This window comes from Actinomadura sp. NAK00032 (assembly GCF_013364275.1).
Lineage (GTDB): Bacteria > Actinomycetota > Actinomycetes > Streptosporangiales > Streptosporangiaceae > Spirillospora.
The window spans coordinates 1,755,409-1,776,960 of the sequence record NZ_CP054932.1 but is presented as its reverse complement, the minus strand read 5'-3'; the positions used below and the strand labels follow the sequence as shown (position 1 = coordinate 1,776,960).

Below are 21,552 nucleotides of genomic sequence, written 5' to 3'. Positions count from 1 at the left end.
GGGCTCAGAGGGAGCGCAGGAACTTCGCGGCGATGGGCGCGGCCGCCTCGGCGCCGGTGCCGCCGTCCTCGACGATCACCGCGAACGCGACGTCCTTGCGGTAGCCGATGAACCAGGCGTGGGTGGGCGGGTTCTCGCCCTCGCCGAACTCGGCGGTGCCGGTCTTGCCGGCCGTCCCCGCCGGGAAGCCGACGCCGGACGCGGTGCCCTCGCTGACGACGGCGGGCATCAGGGCGTGCAGCGCCTTCTCGACGGCGGGCTCCAGCTTCTTCGGCGCCTCCGCCTTGCGGCCCTTGGCGTCGGCGGCCTGGCTCACCAGGGAGGCGTCGACCACGCGGGGCGAGCGCCAGGTGCCGTCGGCCGCGGCGGCGGCGACGCTCGCCATGTTCAGCGGGCTGGTCAGCACCTGGCCCTGCCCGAACGAGGCGGCGGCGAACGCGGTGTCGTCCTTGTTGGGCGGGAACGCGGCGCGGACGGAGGGCAGCCCGGAGATGATCGGGGCGTTGAAGCCGAACTGGGCGGCGACCTCCGCGAGCCGCTTCTCGCCGAGCTTGTCCACCGCGAGCCGCGCGAACGTGGTGTTGCAGGAGTGCGCGAACGCCTCGCGGAACGGGACCGTCCCGAAGTCCTCGTGCTGGTAGTTGTGGAACGACCGGCCGCCGACGGTCGTGGTGGCGGGGCAGCCGACCTTCGTGGCGGGGGACACGCCGTCGGCCACGAGGGCGGCGGCGGTGACGACCTTGAACGTGGAGCCGGGCGGGTACTGGCCCATCAGCGCCCGGTTGTAGCCGCCGGGCTTGTTCGCGACGGCGAGGATCTCGCCGGTGGACGGGCGCAGCGCCACCATCGACGCCGGCTTGCTCGCGCCGGTCAGGGCCTTGCCCGCGGCGGCCTGCACCTTCGGGTCGATCGTCGTCTTGAGCGGCTTGCCGTCGGTGCCGCCGAACCGCTTCAGCGTCTTCACCGCGTTGCCCTCGGCGTCCACGATCTGGACGGCGAGCGCGGGCGTGCCGGCGAGCCGCCGCTCGTACTGCTTCTGCAGGCCGTCCGCGCCGACCGGGTCGCCCTTCTCGTAGGGCGCGCCGAACCGCTTGGCGGCCTCCGCCGACGCGGCGGCGACCGGGCCGGCGAGCTGCCGCGCCGACCCCGACGGCGAGGAGCCGAGGTCGCTGCCGTCCGCGGCGAGGACGGCGGCGCGGTCGGGCCAGGCGCGGGCGGCGCGCAGCCGCTGCCCCTCCGCCAGCTCCGGGTACAGCACCTTCGGCGACCACTGGACGAGCCATTCGCCGTCCCGCTCGACCAGCGGCAGCGCGCCCTCGTAGGTCCACTTCCGGTCGCCGGCGAGGGTCAGCTCGGCGCTGTAGGAGCCCCCCGCCTTACCGCCGTCCGGGTCGCCCACCGAGGCGACGGTGAAGCGCTGCTCGGTGACGCCGAGTTCCTCGCGCATCTTGGTGAGCCGCTGCTCGAAGTCGGCGGGCGGACTGTCGGTCAGCTTGCGCATGGCGGCGAGGTCGCCGCCGCTCCACGCCGCGAGGTAGCGTCCGGCGGCGTCGTCCGGGCCCTCTCCGTCGCGCAGGAACCACACCGCCCCCGCCCCCACGATCAGCACCGCCACCGCGATCGCGGCGGCGGTGAGCACACGGGATCGGCGCATCGTCGATCTCCCTTCCCCCTGGTATGGAGGCACAAGGACACCAGGCATCGCCTGGAAAGTCCAAGATTGATATCAATGTCACAGATATATCCGATTCGATATCATCGCTGGTCGTGAACCTGGTCGGGCATCTGCGATGCTTCGTCGTCGTCGCCGAAGAACTCCACTTCGGGCACGCGGCGGAGCGGCTCGGCATGGCCCAGCCGCCGCTCAGCCAGCGGATCCAGCGGCTGGAACGGGAGCTCGGAGTGCGGCTGTTCGACCGGTCCAGCCGGAAGGTGGAGCTGACCGCGCCCGGCCGGCTGCTGCTGGACGAGGCCCGTGACATCCTCGCCCGGGTGGAACGCGTCTACTCCGTCGCCGAGCGCGCCCGGCTCGGCGAGGTCGGCGCCGTGCGCGCGGGCCTGCCGGGCGGCCTCGGCGGCCGGGTCGTCGCCGCGCTGATCGCCGCGTTCCGGGACCGCCGCCCCGACCTGCGGCTCGACCTGCGCGAGACGGGGACGGACGAGCAGGTGCGCGCACTCGCCGACGGCACCCTGGACGCCGGGGTGGTGCGGCACCCGTGCGACTCCCGCGACCTGGAGCTCGGCCCGGTGCTCGGGCAGCCGCTCGGCGTGCTGCTGCCCGCCGGCTCCGGCCTCGCCGCCGCACCGGAGGTGCACCTCGCCGACCTCGGCGGCCGCGACCTCGCGGTGGCCCCGCGCGAGGAGGCGCCCGGCGCGCACGACGAGCTCCTCGCGGGCTGCCGCCGGCACGGGTACGCGCCCGCGGCCGTCCACGAGGCGCGGGACCCGGAGTTCGCGCTCGGCCTCGTGCTCGCGGGCACGGCCGTGGCGCTCGTCCCGCGCACCGGCGACGCCGCCGGCGCGGTCTGGCGGCCGCTGGTGGGCGAGCCGCTGGCCTGGCGGACGTCCTGCGCGTGGCGGCGCGCCCGCGACCCCGAGCACGCCCGCGCGATCGCCGACTTCAGCGCGGTCGCGACCGGCGTCCTGCGCCGCGAGGCGGGCATGGTGCCGCTGGACGCGCCGCCCGTCCGCCGCGTCGTGCCCCGCCCGTCCTCCGGGTTCCTGGCATGAGCGGGGCGAGCGGTGTGGGCGGGGCGAGCGGTGTGGGCGGGGCGAGCGGTGTGCACGCGGCGGTCCGGCGGATCGAGGCGGAGTTCCGGTCGGCCGGGGTGACCGGCGTGCTGCACGTCGTCGACGTCGACACCGGGCGGGAGGTCGCAATCGGCGCGGCCGAGCCGGTGGTGCTCGCGTCGGTGTTCAAGGTGCCGCTGCTGGTGGCGTTCCACCGGCTCGCCGCCGCGGGCGCTCTCGACCCGGCCGAGCAGGTCACGCTGCGTCCGGAGGACCGCACCGCCGGGCCGACCGGGGTGTCGGCGCTGCTGGACGAGGTGCGCATGTCGCTGCGCGACCTCACCTGCCTGATGATCACCGTGAGCGACAACGCCGCCGCCGACACCGTGCTGGACCGGGTCGGCGGCCGGGACGCGGTGAACGCGGCCGCCGCCGAACTGGGGCTGCGCGACACGGTCGTCGAGGTCACCGGACGCGAACTGCACGAGGGCCTGCTCGCCGACGCCGGCGCCGACACCTTCGCGGACGTGTGGGCGAAGCTGGACGACCCCGGCCTGCTCGGCCGCCTGCGCGCGCTCGACCCGGCCCGCACCAGCCGCAGCACGCCCCGCGACATGACCCGGCTGCTGTCGATGATCTGGCGGGACGAGGCCGCGCCCGCCGCGGACTGCGCGGCGATGCGGCGGCTGCTCGGGCTGCAGGTGTGGCCGCACCGGCTCTCCTCGGGCTTCCCCTACGACGACGTCCTCGTCAGCGGCAAGACCGGGACGCTGCTGACCGTCCGCAACGAGGTCGGCGCGGTCGAGTACCCCGACGGCGCCCGCTACGCCGTGGCGATCTTCACACGGTCGCTGCTGCCCACCGCCGTGCTGCCGCGCGCGGACGCCGTGATCGGCACCACGGCGCGGCTGGCCATTGAGTTTCTCCGCCGGCCTTGACCCCGGGGTGCACTGGCCCCGGTGGAACGTGTTGCATCCGATACCGCCGAACGGTCCGACAATTAGCCCGGCACCGCCCCGGTAAACGTAGGCTGTACCCCGGTTTTGACTGTTCTTGGGGAGTGTTCTTTGCGGCTGCCGGAGCATCTGGAGCTACTGCTCACCGACGAGCCGGTGCTCGACGTCTATTCGCACGGTCCGTGGCGGGTCCCGGACGGGCTGTTCGAGGAGATCGCGGCGCGGATCGACGGGCTGGCGGCCGATCCGCGCGCGGTGGAGCTGACCACGGAGGAGCACAAGCTGCTCACCCTGCCCGCGTCGCTGGTCACCGCGGAGATCTTCGGCATGCTGGCGTTCCTGCCGGGCGGCGGCGCGATCAAGGCGGGGTCGTGGTCGCAGCTGCCGGAGCGGCTGCTGTACCGGCACCTGGCCGGGCCGGGGCCGCTCAGCACCCGGATGACGCGCTGGGACGCGCCGGGCGGCCGGTGGCGGCCGCCGGTGGACTGGCTGATCGAGGCCCCGGACCGGGGCCTCGCGATCGAGCTGGCGCGCGACTGCCTGTCGGTGCTGGAGGGCATCGAGCCGCTGGAGGAGCGCCGCAAGGCGCTGCTGCGGCTCTACGACGACCCGCCGCAGTGCGAGATCGGGCTGCCGAAGCAGGAGCTGCGCGAGCACTGGCACGCCCACGCCGGCGACGACATCGTCGCGGCGGTGCCGGAGCTGCTCGGCCCGGTCGGCTACCTGGAGTGGGTGTGCGCGGGCCTGCTCGCGGCGTACGAGCGCGTGATCGAGGCGGCGCCGCGCGACGAGACCGTCGAGGGCCATCTGCTCCACCTGCTGCTGCAGGGCAGCCTTGAGCAGGTCCCGGCGGAGCTGGCGGTCGCGCTCGGCGAGGACCGGTACGGCGCGCTGCGGCAGCGCTTCGCCGCCGAGCGCCGCGGGTTCAAGGCGGGCGCGTGGCAGGAGCGGACGCGGGCGTGGCTGGCCGAGGCGCTGGTCGCGGGCGCGGCGGACGCGTGCCGCGGCTGGCTGGACATGGCGATGCGGTTCATCGCGACCGTGCAGGGCCTGCCGGGCGACCCGTGGTTCCCGAAGGCGGAGTGGATCCCGGTCGGCCAGTTCCAGACCGACCTGCGGCGGCTGTACGCGCCGCGCCGCCGGGTCGTGAACCCGCTGACCGAGACGCTGCGCAGCGTGCCCGGCGCGGGCGCCGGCACCGCGGCGGGCGGGGCGGGGCACGGCGCCCGGCCCGACATCGCGTCCGCGCTGGTCGAGCAGCCGGAGGTGACGGCCGCGCTGGCCGAGCTGACCGGCGGCGCCGGCGGCACGGGCGGCGGCGCGCCGGTCCGGCTGCTGCTGGCGGGCCCGGACGGCACCGGCAAGCGCGACGCCGCGCAGGAGCTCGGCCGGGCGCTCGCACTCGGCCGCGACCCGCACTGGGTCACCGAGAACCTGTTCGCGGGGCAGCGGCTGCCGGACGCCGTCGCCCGGCTGCACGCCGACGCCCGCGACTGCGCCGGCGACCGGCTGCTCGTCATCGACGGTCTGGACGGCATCGTCGCCGACCCCGGCAACGGGGAGGCCCTCGCCGCCGAGCTGCACCGCCTGCTCGCCGTCCACCCCGACCTGCACCTGGTGGCGCTGTGCGACGCGGGCGGCGAGGAGCGGATCCGGGAGATCAACCCGGTGCTGCCGCAGCTGTTCCGCGTCGCGCGGACGCAGCCGTTCACCGCCGACGGGCACGCCGAGCTGTTCCGCCGGGCGCTCACCGCCCGCGGCGCCCGCGGCACCCGCCCGGCGGTCACCGCGGCGGGCGCGCTGCTGGCCGCGACGCCGCCGATGCAGACGCTCCGCAACGCGCGGCTCGCCCCGCACCTCGCCGACCAGGTCGTCGCGGCGGCGCGGGCGCGACAGCAGGCGGCGGACACGGCCGGCACGGCGAACGCGGGGGACGCCGAGATCGTCGTCCGCAAGCAGGACGTCCCCGCCGCGCTGGACACCGCGCGTGCCGCCGGGAACCCCCTCGCCGAGCTGCACGACCTCACCGGGCTCGACACCGTCAAGCACGAGATCGCGCTGCTCGTCGCCGGGACGCACGCGGCGCGGCTGCGCAGCGAGAACGGGCTGAAGATCACCCCGCCGACCCGGCACATGGTGTTCACCGGCAACCCCGGGACCGGCAAGACGATGGTCGCGCGGCTGCTCGGCCGCATCTACAAGCGGCTCGGCGTCCTGTCGTCCGGGCACCTGGTCGAGGCGTCCCGCGCGCACCTCGTCGGCGAGTACATCGGGCAGACCGCGCCCCGCACCCGCCGGCTGGTCGAGCGGGCCCTCGGCGGCGTGCTGTTCATCGACGAGGCGTACACGCTGACGCAGTCGCCGCTGAAGGGCGACTACGGGCACGAGGCGATCGCCGAGCTGGTCAAGCTGATGGAGGACCACCGCGACGACCTCGTCGTGGTCGTCGCGGGCTACCAGCAGGAGATGGCGGAGTTCCTCGCCGCCAACCCCGGCCTGGACTCGCGGTTCCCCAAGCAGATCCACTTCCCCGACTACACCGACGACGAGCTGATCACCGTGTTCGGGCAGCTCGCCGCCGCGGACGGGTTCGAGCTGGCGCCCGGCACCGAGGACGTGCTGCGGGCGATGCTGCGCCGCGCGCCGCGCGGGCCGTCGTTCGGCAACGGACGGCTGATGCGCAACATGCTGGACGTCGCCGTCGCCAACCAGGCCGACCGGGTCGCCTCCGCCGCCGTCCACGCCAAGACGGCCGCGCAGGCCACGAAGGCGGGCGGCGCGGAAGAGGGGGAGCCGCCGGCGACGCCCTCCAGGGAGGACCTGGTGACGCTCACCGCCGACGACCTGCCCCCGCTGCTGGACTACCCCGAGGAGTTCTTCGGGCTCTACCTGTAGGGGCTCTACCTGTAGGGGCTCTCCCGGTAGCGGCGGGTCACCCGCGGCCGAGGCGCTCGGCGGCGCGGAACAGCACGTCCTCCGCGCCGCGCCGGGTGACGAGCTGCACGCCGACGGGCAGGCCGCCGACCGTCCCGGCGGGGACGGTCAGCGCGGGCAGCCCCAGCACGTTCCACGGCGAGGTGAGGCTGACCAGCAGCGCCGTCAGCGGGCCGAACTCGCACTCGGTCGCGCCGATCTTCGGCGCGGTGATCGGCATGGTCGGCATCACCAGCAGGTCGTAGCGCTCCAGCAGTTCCGCGATCTCCGCCGCGTACCGGTCCCGCTCGCGCAGCGCGCGGACGAGCCGCCAGCCCGGCATCCGGCCCGACTCCTCCAGCCGGCCGAGCGTGACGGGCAGGTACCGGTCGGGGGCCGCGGCGATCCGCTCGGCGTGCACGTCGTAGGCCTCGCTGAACTCGATCGCGAGGAACACCTCGCGCAGCCCGGCGAAGTCGAGCGGCTCGGCCGGGGCGTCCGGGACCAGGGCCCGGACGGTCCGCACCACCTCGGGGTCGGCGGCGGGCGGCTCGATCCAGGCGGCGCGGCCACCCGGCACGGCACCGTCCCGCGCCAGGGGCCCGGTCAGCGCCTCGTAGCCGAGCAGGCAGTCGGCGGCGGTCCCGGCGAGGACGCCCACGTGGTCAAGCGAGCGCGACAGCGGGAACACGCCGCCGGCCGGGACGGCGCCGTGCGCGGGCTTGAACCCGGCGACCCCGCAGAACGCGGACGGGATGCGCACCGACCCGCCCGTGTCGGTGCCGAGGGCGAGCGGGACCGTGCCGGCCGCGACGGCGGCGGCGCTGCCGCTGCTGGAGCCGCCCGACATCCGCTCCCGGTCGTGCGGGTTGCGGACCGGTCCGCTCGCCGACACGTCGCCGGTGGCGCCGAACGCGAACTCCTGCGTGCCCGTCTTCCCGACGATCACGGCGCCGGCGTTCCGCAGCGCCGCCACGCAGGCCGCGTCCGCTTCGGCGACGTGCCCGGCGAAGTGCGCGGACCCCATCCCGGTCGGCAGCCCGGCGACGTCGATGATGTCCTTCACCGCGACGGGGATCCCGTGCAGCGGGCCCCGGTCGGTGCCGGACGCCAGTTCCTCGTCCGCCCGCTCGGCCGCGACCGCGGCGCCCTCGGGGTCGAGGGCCGCGAACGCGTTCAGGTCGGGATCGACCGAGTCGAGGGCGCGTGCGACGAGGTCGCGCGCCGTCTCCTTCCCGGAACGCAGCCCCTGCCCGAGGTCCGCCAGCGTGCGCCCGGTGAAGAACCCGCCCATACCGCCTCCTACCTGATCAGCCGTCCCGCATTGCCTAGCACACCGGGGCCCGCGCGGGACAAGCCGAGCGCCCCTTCGTAGCACTCTGTCCGCAATAGGTCGCTCTGCGTGAGCCGTTCATCGCAACCCTCCTACCGCTGACCGACCGCACGCCCCGACCCGTGAACCTACGGGCGAGTACGAGGCAGGCTTCAACACGCCCAGAGGAGACGCCTCCACCGGTTCGCTGGGGGGCGGGGCGGAGCCCGCGCGGGATCCGCCCCTGTAACCGGTCGCGTCCACCCTGATACCGCGGCGCCTCCGGTGCGCGGACGCCGAGCCGTCCGGCACCGGAGGCGCCCGGCGGCACCCGGCTCCACCTGGGGACGTTGGGCCCTGGGCGCGCCATCCCCCGCGTGATGGGGTTTCTGTGACGGTTCAGGCCGCCGATGCGGGGGACGTGATCCCCCTGAGACGGGACCGACAGCGGAGAGGACGCGCCATGGCCGAGCCCGTGATGTCCGACGACGAGGTACGGGCGATCGACGCGTACTGGAGAGCCGCGAACTACCTGTCCGTCGGGCAGATCTACCTGCTCGCGAACCCGCTGCTGCGCGAGCCGCTCGCGCGCCGGCACATCAAGCCGCGGCTGCTCGGGCACTGGGGCACCTCCCCCGGCCTGAACTTCTGCTACGCGCACCTCAACCGCGCGATCCGGGCGCGCGACCTCGACATGATCTACATCATGGGGCCGGGGCACGGCGGTCCGGCGGCGGTCGCGAACGCGTGGCTGGAGGGCACCTACAGCGAGGTGTACCCGGACGTCTCGCGGGACGCCGAGGGGATGCGGCGGCTGTTCCGCCAGTTCTCCTTCCCCGGCGGCATCCCGTCCCACGTGGCGCCGGAGACGCCGGGCTCCATCCACGAGGGCGGCGAGCTGGGGTACTCGCTCGCGCACGCGTTCGGCGCGGTGTTCGACAACCCGGGCCTCGTCGTCGCGTGCATCGTCGGGGACGGCGAGGCCGAGACCGGGCCGCTGGCGGCGAGCTGGCACTCCACCAAGTTCCTGGACCCGGTGCGCGACGGCGCCGTCCTGCCGATCCTGCACCTCAACGGCTACAAGATCGCGAATCCGACGGTGCTGGCGCGGATCCCGGAGGAGGAGCTCGTCCAGCTGCTGGACGGCTACGGCTACCGGCCGCTGCTCGTCAGCGGCGACGAGCCGGCGTCGATGCACCGCAAGATGGCCGCCGCGCTCGACCAGGCCCTCGACGAGATCGCCGGCATCCAGCACGACGCCCGCGAGGGGCGCACGTCGCAGCGGCGCCGCTGGCCGATGATCGTGCTGCGCTCCCCGAAGGGCTGGACGGGTCCGAAGGAGGTGGACGGCCTCCCCGTCGAGAACACGTGGCGCTCCCACCAGGTCCCGCTCGCGGGCGTGTGCGACAACCCCGAGCACCTCGCGCAGCTGGAGGAGTGGCTGCTCTCGTACCGCCCGGACGAGCTGTTCGACGCCGACGGCCGCCCGGTCGAGGCGCTGCGGGCCCTCGCCCCCGAGGGCGAGCGGCGGATGAGCGCCAACCCGCACGCCAACGGCGGCCTGCTGCTGAAGCCGCTCGCCCTGCCCGACTTCCGGGACTACGCCGTGCCCGTCGACAAGCCCGGCACGACGTCCACCGAGCCGACCCGGACGCTCGGCACCTGGCTGCGCGACGTGATCAAGGCCAACCCGGCCAACTTCCGGATCATGGGCGCGGACGAGACGGCGTCCAACCGGCTCGGCGACGTGTTCCAGGCGACCGACCGCGTCTTCGAGGGCGAGCGGCTCCCGACCGACGAGCACCAGGCGCCGTCCGGGCAGGTCATGGAGGTGCTGAGCGAGCACCTGTGCCAGGGCTGGCTGGAGGGCTACCTGCTCACCGGGCGGCACGGGCTGTTCAACAGCTACGAGGCGTTCGTCCACATCGTCGACTCCATGTTCAACCAGCACGCGAAGTGGCTGAAGGTGACCCGGCACCTGCCGTGGCGGCGGCCGATCGCGTCGCTGAACTACCTGCTGTCCTCGCACGTGTGGCGGCAGGACCACAACGGATTCACCCACCAGGACCCGGGCTTCCTCGACGTCGTCATGAACAAGAAGCCGGAGATCGTCCGGGTGTACCTGCCGCCGGACGCGAACACGCTGCTGTCGGTCGGCGACCACTGCCTGCGCAGCCGCGACTACGTCAACGTGGTCGTCGCGGGGAAGCAGCCCGCGCTGAACTGGCTGCCGATGGACGCCGCGATCGCGCACTGCACCCGCGGCATCGGCATCTGGGAGTGGGCCTCCACGGACGGCGGCGCGGACCCGGACGTCGTGCTGGCCTGCGCGGGCGACATCCCCACCCTGGAGACGCTCGCCGCCGCCGACATGCTCCGCCGCCTCTTCCCCGACCTGCGCGTCCGGGTCGTGAACGTCGTGGACCTCATGCGGCTGCAACCGCCCAGCGAGCACCCGCACGGGATGCCGGACCGCGACTACGACGCCCTGTTCACCACCGACAAGCCCGTCATCTTCGCCTTCCACGGCTACCCCTACCTCGTCCACCGGCTCACCTACCGCCGGGCCGGGCACGCCAACCTGCACGTCCGCGGCTACAAGGAGGAGGGGACGACGACCACTCCGTTCGACATGGTGATGCTGAACGACCTCGACCGCTACCACCTGGTCATGGACGTCATCGAGCGCGTCCCGTCGCTCGGCGGGCGGGTCGCGCACATCCGGCAGCGGATGGCCGACCAGCGCCTGGCGATGCGCGCCTACACGCGTGAGCACGGCGAGGACGCGCCGGAGGTCCGCGACTGGACCTGGCCGTACTAGAGAGGGCCGGACCGATGCGCGTCCTCACGGTCAACCCCGGATCGAGCAGCCTCAAGGTGAGCCTGCTCGACGCCGGCGACACCGTCCTCGCCGAGGACTCCGGCGCCGGCCACGAGATGGCGGGCCTGGTCGCGGACATGCCGCGGCCCGACGCGATCGGCGTCCGGTTCGTCCACGGCGGCACCGACTACACCGAGCCCGTCCGCGTCGACGCCGCCGTCACCGAGCGCCTGCGCGCCCTCGCGGACCTGGCCCCGCTGCACCAGCCCGCGTCCCTGCACGCGCTCGCCGAGATCACCGAGGCGCTGCCGGGCGTCCCGGCCGTGGCCTGCTTCGACACCGCGTTCCACGCGACGATGCCGGACGCCGCCGCGACCTACGCGCTGCCCGCGGGCTGGCGCGAGCGGTTCGGGCTGCGCCGCTACGGCTTCCACGGGCTGTCGTTCTCCTACGCCGCCCGCCGGACGGCCGCGATGCTCGGCGCCGTCCCGCCCCGGGCGGTGATCTGCCACCTCGGTTCCGGCGCGTCCCTGTGCGCCGTCGCCGAGGGCCGCTCGATCGACACCACGATGGGGTTCACGCCCCTCGAAGGGCTGGTCATGGCGTCCCGCGCGGGCAGCATCGACCCGGGCATCCCGCTGTGGCTGATCAAGCACGGCCTCGATCCCGCCGACGTCAACCGGGCCCTCGAACGCGACTCCGGCCTGCGCGGCCTCACCGGCACCGGCGACATGCGGCGCGTCCGCGAACTGGCCGAGGCGCGGGACGTGAACGCCCTGGCCGCGCTCGACGTCTACCACCACCGCCTGCGCGCCTGCGCCGCCGCCATGGCCGCCTCCCTCGGCGGCCTGGACGCCCTGGTCTTCACCGGCGGCGTCGGCGAGCACGACCCGTCCGTCCGGATGCGGCTCGCCGAGGACCTCGCCCACCTCGGCGCCTCGATCGACCCCGACCGGAACGCGGCGGCGGACGGCGACACCGACGTCACCGCGTCCGGCGCCGCCGTCCGCACCCTGGTGGTCGAGGCCCGCGAAGACCTGGAGATAGCCGCCGGCGTCCGCGCCGCGATGGGCGGTTAGGCGCCGGGGCCGCGCTACGCGCCCGGCTTGCCGTCCTTGGCCTGGCGGGCGCGGCGCTCTTCGTCCTCCAGGAGAGGACCAATGCGGAACGGGACCTGGTGGGTCAGGACGATCGACGTGGTGCTGCGGCGGACGCCGGGGCAGGCGAGGATCGAGTCGATCACCTCGTGGAGCTGCCTGCCGTTCGGCGCGACCGCGCGGACGAGGAGGTCCCCCTGGCCCGTGATCCCGAGCACCTCCAGCACGCGCGGGATCGCCGACAGCGCCACGGCGGCCTCGCGCAGCCGCCCCTGCGCGACCTCCAGGGTGACGAAGGCGGTCAGCTCGAAGCCGATGGCGCCGAGGTCGACCTCCCGGCCGCGGTGCCCGATGACGCCCTCGCGCTCCAGGCGCTCGACGCGCGCGTGCGCGGTGTTGCGGGCGATGCCGAGCTTGGCGGCCAGTTCGGTGACGCCGATGCGGGGCTGCTCCACCAGGCGGCGGAGGATCTGGAGGTCGAGGAGGGTGGCGCGGGTCACAATGCTCAGCTCCAGCGGGTAACTCGGTTCTGACTTGAGCAATCTGCTCAAGTATTGCCCTGACATCTTGCACACCGCTCAGGGAAATGGGCTCAATGCAAGCATGAGCACCACCGTTTCTTCCTCCCCGTTCCGGGACCGGCTGGAGCTGGAGCGCGGCCGGATCGCGCTCGGCGGCGTGCACGCGCTCGTCCGGCTGCTGCTCGACCAGCGGCGGGCGGACGCGCGGCGCGGCCTGCGGACCGCCGGGTTCGTGTCCGGCTACCGGGGATCGCCGCTCGGCGGGCTCGACCAGCAGCTGGTGCGGGACGCGGCACTGCTGGAGGGCAACGACATCCGGTTCGTCCCCGGCGTGAACGAGGAGCTGGCGGCGACGGCCGTGTACGGGTCGCAGCTCGCCGAGCACCTGCCGGGGCCGCTCTACGAGGGCGTCTTCGGGCTCTGGTACGGCAAGGCGCCCGGCGTCGACCGGTCGCTGGACGCGTTCAAGCACGCCAACTGGCTCGGCACGTCCGCGCTCGGCGGCGTGCTCGCGGTGGTGGGCGACGACCCGTCGTGCAAGTCGTCCACGCTGCCGTCGGCGACGGAGGGCGCGCTGGCGGAGGCGTTCATGCCGGTGCTGGTGCCGGCCTCGGTCGCGGACGTGCTGCGGCTGGGACGGCACGGGTTCGAGATGTCCCGGTTCAGCGGTGCCTGGACCGGTTTCAAGGTCGTCACCGACGTCGCCGACTCGCTCGAGGTCATCGCCGCCGAGCCGGTCCCCGACCCGGTGCTGCCGGAGTTCGCGTGGCGGGGCCGCCCGTGGCGGCCGACGCGCAGGCCGGGCGTCGACCTGAAGGACACGACGTCCCTGGAGCCCGAGGTCCTGGAGGGACGGCTCCAGGCCGCGGCGGCGTACGCGGCGGCCAACGGGCTCGACCGGATCGAGGGCGCCGGCGACGCCGCCCTCGGGCTCGTCGCCGCCGGGCGCACCTACCTGGAGCTGCGCGAGGCCCTCGACCGGCTCGGGCTGGACGAGGCGGCGCTCGAACGGCGGGGCGTCCGGCTGCTGCGCCTCGCCATGATCCACCCGCTCGACCGGGACCGGATCCGCGCGTTCGCGCACGGGCTCCGCGAGATCGTCGTGGTGGAGGAGAAGCGCGGGTTCGTCGAGGCGCAGATCCGCGACGTGCTGTACGACCAGGCGGAACGTCCCGCCGTGTACGGCAAGTACGGGCCCGGCGGCGCCGCCCTCGTCCCGCCCGACGGGGGCCTGGACGCGGACCGGCTCGTCACGGCCCTCGCCCGGCTCCTCGCCGACCGCGTCGGCGCCGAGCACGTCGACCTGCGCGACCCGGTGCTGGCCCCGCGCAAGCCCGCGATCAACCTGCTCGCGCCGGCGCGCACCCCGTACTTCTGCTCCGGTTGCCCGCACAACCGGTCGACGGTCGTCCCGGCCGGGTCGGTCGCGGCGAGCGGCATCGGCTGCCACGTCATGACGGTGTTCCAGGACCGGAGCATCGGCACGACGCAGATGGGCGGCGAGGGCGCGATGTGGGTCGGCGCGGCGCCGTTCAGCGGTACCGGGCACCTGTTCCAGAACCTCGGCGACGGGACGTTCTTCCACTCCGGCAGCCTCGCCGTCCGGCAGGCCGTCGCGGCGGGCACGAACATCACCTTCAAGCTGCTCTACAACGCGGCGGTCGCGATGACCGGCGGGCAGGACGCCGACGGCGGCTCCGACCCGGCCGCGATCACCCGGATGCTGCACGCCGAGGGCGTCGCGAAGATCGTCGTGGTGGCGGACGACCCGTCCCGCTACCCGCGCGGCACCGCCTGGGCGCCCGGCGTCCGCGTCCGGCACCGCGACGACCTCGACGCCGTGCAGCGCGAGCTCCGCGAGATCCCCGGCGTGACCGTGCTGCTGTACGACCAGGCGTGCGCGGCCGAGTCGCGGCGCAAGCGCAAGCGCGGCCTAGCCCCGGACCCGCAGACCCGGGTGCTGATCAACGAGGCGGTCTGCGAGGGCTGCGGCGACTGCGGCGTGAAGTCGAACTGCCTCAGCGTGGAGCCGGTCGAGACCGAGTTCGGGCGCAAGACGCAGATCAACCAGACGTCCTGCAACAAGGACTACTCGTGCGTGGACGGCGACTGCCCCTCGTTCGTCACCGTGACGCCGGGCGAGAAGAAGGCGCGGCCGTCACTGCCGGAGATCGGTGAGCTGGACGAGCCGCAGACCCGGCCCGACACGGCGGACGTCCTGCTCGTCGGCATCGGCGGCACCGGCGTCGTGACCGTCAACCAGGTCCTCGCCACGGCGGCGCTGATCGACGGCCGGCACGCCCGCGCGCTCGACCAGACCGGGCTCAGCCAGAAGGCCGGCGCGGTCGTGTCGCACCTGCGGATCGGGGACGCCGAGCGCGACCGCCCCGGCATGGTCGGCGCGGGCGGCGCCGACGCCTACCTGGTGTTCGACGCGCTCGCCGCGACCACCGAGCCGAACCTGCGGCGCTGCGCGCCCGGCCGGACCGCCGCCGTCGTGTCGACCAGCGAGGTCCCCACCGGCCGGATGATCACCGACACGTCGGCGGCGCTGCCGCCGAGCGCGTCGCTCGTCCAGCGGATCGCCGGCCGGACCGACGCCGGCCGCCTCGTCGCGCTGGACGCCCTCGCGCTCGCCGAACGCTGGTTCGGGAGCACCACCACGGCCAACCTCATCGTGGTCGGCGCCGCGTACCAGGCGGGTCTGCTGCCGCTGTCGGCGAAGGCCATCGAGGAGGCGCTCGCGCTGAACGGCGTGCAGGTGGCGGCGAACGTCCAGGCGTTCCGGGCGGGGCGGCGCCTCGTCCTCGAACCGGACTGGGCCGCCGAGCCCGCCCCGGCCGCCGCCACCGCCGTCGCGCCGCGCCCGCTGGACGCGACCGCACCGGCCGCGACGGCGCTGGTCGAGTCGTCCGGCGTGGACGGCGAGCTGGCCCGCGTGCTGCGGATCCGCGTCCCCGACCTCGCCGCCTACCAGGACCTCGCGCTCGCCAAGCGGTACCTGGACGCCGTCCTGCGCGTCGCCCGCGCCGAGCGGGAGGCGGGCGGCGGCGAGCAGCGGCTCGCGGTCGCCGTCGCGCGCAACCTGTACAAGCTGATGGCCTACAAGGACGAGTACGAGGTCGCGCGCCTGCACCTGGACCCCGAGCTCGCGCGCCGCGTCGAGGAGCAGTTCGGGCCGGGCTCGACCGTGTCGTACATGCTGCATCCGCCGCTGCTGCGGGCGGTCGGCCTCGACCGGAAGATCGCGCTCGGCCGGACGGCCCGCCCGGCGTTCCGCGCGCTGCGCGCCATGCGGCGGCTGCGCGGCACCCCGTTCGACCCGTTCGGCGCCGCCGCGCAGCGCCGCGCCGAGCGCCGCCTCGTCACCGGCTACGTCGCCGTCGTCAACGAGCTGGTCGCGGGCCTGCGCGCCGGAGCGGACGGGGACCGCCGCGACCTCGCCGTCCGGATCGCGGAGCTGCCCGACATGATCCGCGGCTACGAGGACGTGAAGACCGCGAACGTCACCCGGTACGAGGAGGCCCTCGGCGAGCTGCTCGCGGCGTGGCGCGCGGAGCGCGCCCCGGCCCGGGTGTGAAGATCAGGTGATCGCGCTGGTCACCGCGCCGACCAGCGCGATCACCCGCCCGCGCGGCCCGTCGAACCCGGCGGGGCCGGGCGCGCGTACCTCCTGGCGTACCGGGGGACCGCACCCGGGCACCGACGTGCGGACGCCGACATCGAGCGCGGACGAGGGTGACGTCCAAGTGGAATCGGGCTTGCGGCTGACGGAGCGCTACCGGCTCGTGGAGCGCCTCGGCGACGGCGGGACGCTGGAGGTCTGGCGCGCCTTCGACGAGCTGCTCGACCGCCCCGTCGCGGTCAAGCTCCCGGCGCCCGGCGGGCCGCCCCGCGCGTTCCAGGACGGCGTCAACCGCGCCGCAGGGCTGTCGCACCCCGCGCTGGAGACGGTCTTCGACGGCGACCTGACCCGGGACGCCTCCGGACGCCTCGTCCCCTACCTGGTGACCGAGTTCCTGGACGGCGAGTCCCTCGCGGGCCGGCTCCGCCGCGGCCGGCTCACCGCCCGCGAGGCCGCCTCGGTCTGCGGCCGCGTCGCCGCCGCGCTGGCGGCCGCGCACGCGGCGGGGGTGACGCACGGCGACCTGCGGCCCGGCAAGATCATGCTGCTGCGGGACGAGGTCAGGCTGGTCGACACCGGCATCGGCGGGATCGTCCGGGGCGCCGCCGCGCCGGTCCCGGCGGCGGCCGACGTCCGCGCGCTCGGCGCCGTCCTGGCCGCCTGCCTGCCGTCCGGGACGTCCGGGGAGCTGCCCGCGCTCGCCGCCCGCTGCCTGAGCGAGGACGCCCCGTCCGCCCGGCAGGTCGCCGACGCGCTGATCCGCGACGACCCGCCGCCGCGCCGCGTCCGCATGGCACCCGCGATCGCCGCCGCTCCGCAGCGGACCAGGGCCCTGCGCCCGCCCGCCATCCCGCGCCCGCGCCACCGGCGGGGCGCCCGCATCGCCGCCGCGACCGTCGCCGCCACGGTTCCGGCCGCGGTCGCCGTGGTCCTCGCCTCGGCGCCGCGCGCCCCGGTGACCGTCGCGCCGCCCGTCCGGTCTGCCACGGTCCCGCCCACCACGGTCCCGCCCGCCACGGTCCCGCCCGCCACGGCGCCCGAGCGCCCGCCGGCCGCCGAGCCCGCCGGGACGCGGGTGCGCGGCGCGCTCGGACGGCTGCGGCCGATCGTCAGCCGCGGCCACGCCGCCGGCCAGATCCGCTCCGACGTCGCCCTCGACCTCACCAACGTGATCACCAGTCTGGAGCACGACCTGACCGCCGACCGGGACGTGGACGTCGGCCGCCGGATCGCCCTGCTGCACGACAAGATCGCCACCCGGCGGCGCGAGCACGCGCTCAGCCCCGGTCTCGCGGACGAGCTGAACCGCGTCCTCGCGACCATCGCCGCATGACCGCCGGGCCGGACCCCGGCGGCTGGCGCCGGGAGGAGATCCGCCACCCCCGGCGCGGCCTCCGGGTCCCGTGGCTGGCGCTCGCGGGCGCCGCCGCCACGGCCGTCGCCGCCACCGTCCTCGTCGCCGGGATCGGCGACGCGCTCGCCGGCCCGGACCGCTCCGCCGGCCGCCTCCTCCCGCTGCAGGCCGCCTCCCCGCCCGCGACGAAGACCCCGTCCCCGCCACCGTCCTCACCACCCGCCGCCCCGACGCCCGCGCCGTCCTCCAGCCCGCCCTCGAGCAGCCCGCCGCAGTACCGGGTCCCGCCCGGCCTCCTCATCGACGAGGCGCTGGTCAGGCTGCGCGCGTCGGTGGACCAGGGCGTCGCGGCCGGCGACGTCCGCGACGACGTCGGCCGCGACCTGGCCAACGTGATCGACGGCATGCTGGACCGCCGGCACTCCCCCCTCGACCGCCGCCGCGCGGACGTCGCCGCGCTCCAGCGCAAGATCTCCACCCGCGCCCGCGAGGGCGCCATCACCGCCGCCCGCGCCGCGGGGCTGCACCGCATCCTGGCGGACGCCCGCGATTAGCCGCCGCTAGACGCAGCCCTCGAACTGCGGCACCTCGATGATCGACAGGTCGAGGCCGGTGCCGCCGAACCACTTGTCCATCAGCCGCGCCGCGGTGCCGTCCTGGTACATCCGGGTGATGACGCGGTTGAGCGCCTCGCAGCCGTCGGTGTCGCCCTGGCGGATCCCGATGCCGGTGTTCTGCTCGCTGATCCGCGCGTTCACCAGCCGGAAGCCGCCGCCCTCGCGCCGGATGAGCCCGGCGAGGATCACGTCGTTGGTGGTGATGGCGTCCACCGTCCGCGCCTTGATCATGCGCATGCACTCGTCGTAGCTCTTGGCGGGGACGGTCCGCGCCGTCATGCCGCTCAGGGCGCGGAGCCGCTGGATCGGGTCCGCGCCCTCGACGGCGCAGAACCGGCGCCCGCTCAGGTCGCGCACGCCCTTGATGTCGCGCATGTCCGTCCGCACGAGGACGTCCTGGTAGGACATGTAGTACGGGCCCGCGAACGCGACGCGCGTCTTGCGCTCGGGCGTCACCGACAGCGTCGCGAGGACGAGATCGGCCCGGCCCGACGTCAGCGCCGGAAGCCGTTCGGACGCCAGCACCTGGACGAACTCGATCTTCTTCCCGAGCCGCTTCCCGACGTACCGGGCCACGTCGATGTCGAACCCCTCGAACCGGCCGTCGGAGTGCCGCAGCCCCAGCCCCGGCAGGTCCGGCCGCACCCCGACCACCAGCGTCGACTTGTCGAGCAGCGACTCCTCACCGCTCTGCCCGCATCCAGCGAGCAGCCCTGCGGCCAGCACCACCGCCCCGAGCACCCGCCCCCTGCCCATCCCCGTCCTGCCCGTCCCAGCCCTGCCCATCCCAGCCCTGCCCATCCCCGAACCTCCACCGAGTCGACCATTCGGGCGTTGCACTCAGAACCGGAGCAGCCCGGGAATTCGGTAGAGGCACTCTATTTCTCCCCACGGAGATCGTCACGGGTTCGCCCGAAGTACGGCGGACGCCACCGGCCCGACGGCACAGCGCCCGAACACGCAGGGTGAAGTAGCATCGGAGCACCACAGACCGGACTCTCACCTCCAGGGACGGGGAACGCGTGCAGCAGCTCAGCCAGGAGGAGTTCACCGCGCTGCTCGCCTTCCGCACCGGGCTGCGCCGCTATCTCCGCTGGAGCGAGGAGGCGGCGCGCGGCGCCGGGCTGACGCCGGCCCAGCACCAGCTGCTGCTCGCCGTCAAGGGGCACGGCGGCGCGCGCCCGCCCACGATCGGGGACCTCGCCGACTACCTGCTGCTGCGCCACCACAGCGCCGTCGAGCTGATCAACCGCGCCGAGCACGGCGGCCTCGTCGTCCGCGAGCGCGACCCGGACGACAACCGGGTGATGCGGGTGCGGCTGACCGGCGCCGCCGAGCGCGTCCTGGCCGACCTGACCCGCGTGCACATCGCGGAACTGCGCGACCTCGCGCCGATCCTGGACCGCCTGAGCGCCGAGCTGAAAACCCTCGAAGAGGGCTAGCCGGCCAGCCCTCGAAGAGGGCTAGCCGGCCACCGCGGCGGCGACCGCGCCCAGGGCGGCGACCGACACCACGAGCACCGCCGTCAGGATCCAGCACAGCCGCCGGCTCGGTTCGAGATCCTCCCGGCGCGGCGGCGGATCACCCGCCGCCAGCCGGTTGAACATCGCGAACCGGGCCGCCAGCTCCCGGTCGTCCCGGCACAGTCCCATCTCGATGAGCGCGAGAACGCGGCTCTCGTGCAACGGCAGGCTCATCGCTCGCTCCTCCGACTAGACCTCCCTGACTGCCTAACCGGGAGAAGCAAGATCTATCGCCCAAATCCATCGCAACCCGATACGAACCGGACGGATCACTCGTCGCGCGGGCCGAACTCGACGCAGCAGTAACCCTCGGCCGGGGCGAGCGTCGCCTGGACGCCGGACGCGCCGAGACCGTCCACCACACCGGACAGGAACGCGTGGTTCACCCCGCACACCAGGCCCGGATCGTCCGCCGCCATGGGGTGGAACGGGCAGTTGCGCAGCCGCAGCCGCTCGGGGCTCTCCCGCTCCGGCTCGAACCCGTGCCGCTCCAGGACCTCCTGCGCCCGGGTGAGTGCGCGCTCGGTGCCCAGCCGCCCGCCCCGGACGGGCCGGCGCTCCGCCTCGCCCAGCGCGCGGCCCCGCTCGCCGGCGGCCCGCAGCGCCGCGTCCTGCCCGCTCTCCCCCGGCTCCTGCCCGCGCACGGCGTCCAGCAGGATGCCCGCGAGCAGCCCGTGCTCGCGCTGCGGGATGCTGACCCGCACGTCGATCCCGGACGGCTCGTACACCTTGGGCGCCCGGCCCACCCGCCGGACGCCGGACGGGTTGGCGTAGCGGGCGCACAGCAGCCCGGCGTCCACGAGCTTGTCGAGGTGGAAGGCGGCCAGCTTCCGGGAGATGCCGACGCTCGCCGCCGCCTCGTCCCGGGTCACCGGCGCCCTCGCCGCGCGGATGAACGCGTACATCCGGCGCCGCAGGTCGTCGCTGAGGATCGCGGCGGCCTCCAGCCCGGCGGAGTCCGAAGTCACCCCACCACCCTAACCGGCGATCACCATAACACCCAAAAACAGCACCGAGCCATGCCAACACCCCAGCCGACCTCCCATCATTGACGCGCGGCTGCTATAACACCAATACTTGTTGGTGAAATAGGAGGTCGTCATGGACGATCCGCAGCGGCAGTCGAAACACCCGGTGAGCGCGCTCGCCGGCGGCTACGGCCACCCCCTGCACCCGGTCCTCGTGACCGTGCCGATCGGGGCGTGGGTGGGCAGCCTGGTGTTCGACGCCGCCTCGCACCTGGTCGACGACCCGGACTTCCTGGCCCAGGGCTCGCTGTGGCTCATCGGGCTGGGCATCGCGGGGGCGCTCGCCGCCGCCGCGACCGGGTTCCTCGACCTGCTCGCCGTCCCGCCGGGGACGCGCGCCTTCCGCACCGCGCTGGTCCACATGTCCCTCAACCTCGCCGTCACGGCCGCCTACGCGGGCGGCTTCGGCTGGCGCTACGGGGACGTCACCGGACCCGTCACACCCGGCCCGATCGCCCTGTCCGCCGTGTCGCTGGCGGCCCTGGCCGTGTCCGGCTTCCTGGGCGGCAGGCTCGCCTACCGCTACGGCGTCCGCGTCGCCGACGAGCAGACCCAGTCCGAGGGCTTCGCCCGCACATCCCGTCCCACCGCCGACCGAGGAGAGAACACATGACCATCGCCGCACTCGTCACCTGGCTGATCACCGCCCTGGGCGGCTTCCACATGCTGGGCACCTGGATCGCCCGCGGCGGCGTCCGCGGCGGTACGTCCCGCCTCCCCGTCCCGGTGATCTTCGGCCACTTCCTGCTCGCCGCCGCCGGCCTGGTGGTCTGGATCATCTACCTGTTCGCCGACGCCGCCGCCCTCGCCTGGACGGCCTTCGGCCTCCTGCTCCCGGTGGCCCTGCTCGGCTTCGTGATGTTCTTCCGCTGGCTCTCGGTGACCCGCGCCCCGTCCGTCCGCCCCGCCGGCGCCCCCGGCTCCGCCCAGGCCGCCGCCACCCCGCCCGAGCGCAGCTTCCCCGTCCCGGTGGTCCTGGGCCACGGCCTCTTCGCAGTGGCGACCCTAGTTCTGGTCGTCCTAGCCGCTCTTCAGTCCTGACCGACAACCCCAGC

17 protein-coding genes are annotated in these 21,552 nt (G+C 74.7%); 11 read left to right on the top strand and 6 right to left on the bottom strand.

Going from position 1 to position 21,552, the window contains the following annotated elements; genetic code table 11:
- Positions 1 to 4: 4 nt before the first annotated feature.
- Complete coding sequence (locus HUT06_RS08345) at positions 5 to 1,654, bottom strand: penicillin-binding transpeptidase domain-containing protein (RefSeq protein WP_176195186.1); 1,650 nt, start codon at positions 1,652 to 1,654, stop codon at positions 5 to 7.
- 113 nt (positions 1,655 to 1,767) lie between these two features.
- On the opposite strand from HUT06_RS08345, the gene HUT06_RS08340 reads away from it, so the two are divergent.
- The 3 genes from HUT06_RS08340 (at position 1,768) to HUT06_RS08330 (ending at position 6,581) form a co-directional block, all read left to right on the top strand.
- The gene (locus HUT06_RS08340; protein WP_176195185.1) at positions 1,768 to 2,730 is read left to right on the top strand and encodes a LysR family transcriptional regulator; all 963 of its coding nucleotides are present in this window, start codon (positions 1,768 to 1,770) and stop codon (positions 2,728 to 2,730) included.
- Positions 2,727 to 3,668, top strand: coding sequence for a serine hydrolase (locus HUT06_RS08335; RefSeq protein WP_176195184.1), 942 nt, complete (start codon positions 2,727 to 2,729; stop codon positions 3,666 to 3,668). Before HUT06_RS08340 ends, HUT06_RS08335 begins: the two co-directional genes overlap by 4 nt.
- Positions 3,669 to 3,797: 129 nt before the next feature.
- Positions 3,798 to 6,581 (top strand): AAA family ATPase, encoded by a 2,784-nt coding sequence (locus tag HUT06_RS08330; RefSeq protein WP_176195183.1) that lies wholly within the window; start codon positions 3,798 to 3,800, stop codon positions 6,579 to 6,581.
- 37 nt (positions 6,582 to 6,618) lie between these two features.
- On the opposite strand, the gene HUT06_RS08325 is transcribed toward HUT06_RS08330, so the two are convergent.
- Positions 6,619 to 7,893, bottom strand: a complete 1,275-nt coding sequence (locus tag HUT06_RS08325) for an amidase (RefSeq protein WP_176195182.1) — start codon at positions 7,891 to 7,893, stop codon at positions 6,619 to 6,621.
- 481 nt (positions 7,894 to 8,374) lie between these two features.
- Between HUT06_RS08325 and HUT06_RS08320 the strand changes: the two genes are divergently transcribed.
- Both HUT06_RS08320 and HUT06_RS08315 read left to right on the top strand, forming a co-directional pair.
- Positions 8,375 to 10,732 (top strand): phosphoketolase, encoded by a 2,358-nt coding sequence (locus tag HUT06_RS08320; RefSeq protein ID WP_176195181.1) that lies wholly within the window; start codon positions 8,375 to 8,377, stop codon positions 10,730 to 10,732.
- 14 nt (positions 10,733 to 10,746) lie between these two features.
- The gene (locus tag HUT06_RS08315) at positions 10,747 to 11,811 is read left to right on the top strand and encodes an acetate/propionate family kinase (RefSeq protein WP_176195180.1); all 1,065 of its coding nucleotides are present in this window, start codon (positions 10,747 to 10,749) and stop codon (positions 11,809 to 11,811) included.
- Positions 11,812 to 11,825: 14 nt separating this feature from the next.
- Here HUT06_RS08315 and HUT06_RS08310 read toward each other — a convergent pair whose 3' ends face one another.
- Positions 11,826 to 12,380 (bottom strand): Lrp/AsnC family transcriptional regulator, encoded by a 555-nt coding sequence (locus tag HUT06_RS08310; protein ID WP_254715044.1) that lies wholly within the window; start codon positions 12,378 to 12,380, stop codon positions 11,826 to 11,828.
- Positions 12,381 to 12,432: 52 nt separating this feature from the next.
- Between HUT06_RS08310 and HUT06_RS08305 the strand changes: the two genes are divergently transcribed.
- Genes HUT06_RS08305 through HUT06_RS08295 form a run of 3 tightly spaced genes read left to right on the top strand, consistent with a single transcriptional unit; the run spans position 12,433 to position 17,883 of the window.
- Positions 12,433 to 15,930, top strand: coding sequence for an indolepyruvate ferredoxin oxidoreductase family protein (locus tag HUT06_RS08305; protein WP_176195178.1), 3,498 nt, complete (start codon positions 12,433 to 12,435; stop codon positions 15,928 to 15,930).
- 7 nt (positions 15,931 to 15,937) lie between these two features.
- Positions 15,938 to 17,308, top strand: coding sequence for a hypothetical protein (locus HUT06_RS08300; RefSeq protein WP_176195177.1), 1,371 nt, complete (start codon positions 15,938 to 15,940; stop codon positions 17,306 to 17,308).
- Positions 17,305 to 17,883 (top strand): hypothetical protein, encoded by a 579-nt coding sequence (locus tag HUT06_RS08295; protein ID WP_176195176.1) that lies wholly within the window; start codon positions 17,305 to 17,307, stop codon positions 17,881 to 17,883. The genes HUT06_RS08300 and HUT06_RS08295 overlap by 4 nt, the downstream gene beginning before the upstream one ends.
- 6 nt (positions 17,884 to 17,889) lie before the next feature.
- Here HUT06_RS08295 and HUT06_RS08290 read toward each other — a convergent pair whose 3' ends face one another.
- Positions 17,890 to 18,702 carry a glutamate ABC transporter substrate-binding protein gene (locus HUT06_RS08290; protein WP_176195175.1) on the bottom strand — a complete coding sequence of 271 codons (813 nt, stop codon included), beginning with the start codon at positions 18,700 to 18,702 and terminating at the stop codon, positions 17,890 to 17,892.
- 266 nt (positions 18,703 to 18,968) lie between these two features.
- Here HUT06_RS08290 and HUT06_RS08285 point away from each other — a divergent pair, with 266 nt between their 5' ends.
- Positions 18,969 to 19,388, top strand: a complete 420-nt coding sequence (locus HUT06_RS08285; protein ID WP_176195174.1) for a MarR family winged helix-turn-helix transcriptional regulator — start codon at positions 18,969 to 18,971, stop codon at positions 19,386 to 19,388.
- A gap of 21 nt (positions 19,389 to 19,409) precedes the next feature.
- Here HUT06_RS08285 and HUT06_RS08280 read toward each other — a convergent pair whose 3' ends face one another.
- The gene (locus HUT06_RS08280; protein ID WP_176195173.1) at positions 19,410 to 19,643 is read right to left on the bottom strand and encodes a DUF3040 domain-containing protein; all 234 of its coding nucleotides are present in this window, start codon (positions 19,641 to 19,643) and stop codon (positions 19,410 to 19,412) included.
- Positions 19,644 to 19,738: 95 nt separating this feature from the next.
- A complete protein-coding gene (locus HUT06_RS08275) occupies positions 19,739 to 20,437 on the bottom strand; it encodes a metalloregulator ArsR/SmtB family transcription factor (protein ID WP_176195172.1) in 699 nt (232 codons plus the stop codon).
- A gap of 133 nt (positions 20,438 to 20,570) precedes the next feature.
- On the opposite strand from HUT06_RS08275, the gene HUT06_RS08270 reads away from it, so the two are divergent.
- Positions 20,571 to 21,110, top strand: coding sequence for a DUF2231 domain-containing protein (locus HUT06_RS08270; RefSeq protein ID WP_176195171.1), 540 nt, complete (start codon positions 20,571 to 20,573; stop codon positions 21,108 to 21,110).
- Complete coding sequence (locus HUT06_RS08265; protein WP_176195170.1) at positions 21,107 to 21,538, top strand: hypothetical protein; 432 nt, start codon at positions 21,107 to 21,109, stop codon at positions 21,536 to 21,538. Before HUT06_RS08270 ends, HUT06_RS08265 begins: the two co-directional genes overlap by 4 nt.
- Positions 21,539 to 21,552: the final 14 nt, after the last annotated feature.

What these genes read in the sequence shown, in the direction of transcription:
- HUT06_RS08315 (WP_176195180.1), top strand. Translation starts at nt 10,747, where the DNA reads ATGCGCGTCCTCACGGTCAACCCCGGATCGAGCAGCCTCAAGGTGAGC.
- HUT06_RS08345 (WP_176195186.1), bottom strand. Translation starts at nt 1,654, where the DNA reads ATGCGCCGATCCCGTGTGCTCACCGCCGCCGCGATCGCGGTGGCGGTG.
- HUT06_RS08325 (WP_176195182.1), bottom strand. Translation starts at nt 7,893, where the DNA reads ATGGGCGGGTTCTTCACCGGGCGCACGCTGGCGGACCTCGGGCAGGGG.
- HUT06_RS08305 (WP_176195178.1), top strand. Translation starts at nt 12,433, where the DNA reads ATGAGCACCACCGTTTCTTCCTCCCCGTTCCGGGACCGGCTGGAGCTG.
- HUT06_RS08290 (WP_176195175.1), bottom strand. Translation starts at nt 18,702, where the DNA reads ATGGGCAGGGGGCGGGTGCTCGGGGCGGTGGTGCTGGCCGCAGGGCTG.
- HUT06_RS08295 (WP_176195176.1), top strand. Translation starts at nt 17,305, where the DNA reads ATGACCGCCGGGCCGGACCCCGGCGGCTGGCGCCGGGAGGAGATCCGC.
- HUT06_RS08320 (WP_176195181.1), top strand. Translation starts at nt 8,375, where the DNA reads ATGGCCGAGCCCGTGATGTCCGACGACGAGGTACGGGCGATCGACGCG.
- HUT06_RS08270 (WP_176195171.1), top strand. Translation starts at nt 20,571, where the DNA reads ATGGACGATCCGCAGCGGCAGTCGAAACACCCGGTGAGCGCGCTCGCC.
- HUT06_RS08335 (WP_176195184.1), top strand. Translation starts at nt 2,727, where the DNA reads ATGAGCGGGGCGAGCGGTGTGGGCGGGGCGAGCGGTGTGGGCGGGGCG.
- HUT06_RS08280 (WP_176195173.1), bottom strand. Translation starts at nt 19,643, where the DNA reads ATGAGCCTGCCGTTGCACGAGAGCCGCGTTCTCGCGCTCATCGAGATG.
- HUT06_RS08265 (WP_176195170.1), top strand. Translation starts at nt 21,107, where the DNA reads ATGACCATCGCCGCACTCGTCACCTGGCTGATCACCGCCCTGGGCGGC.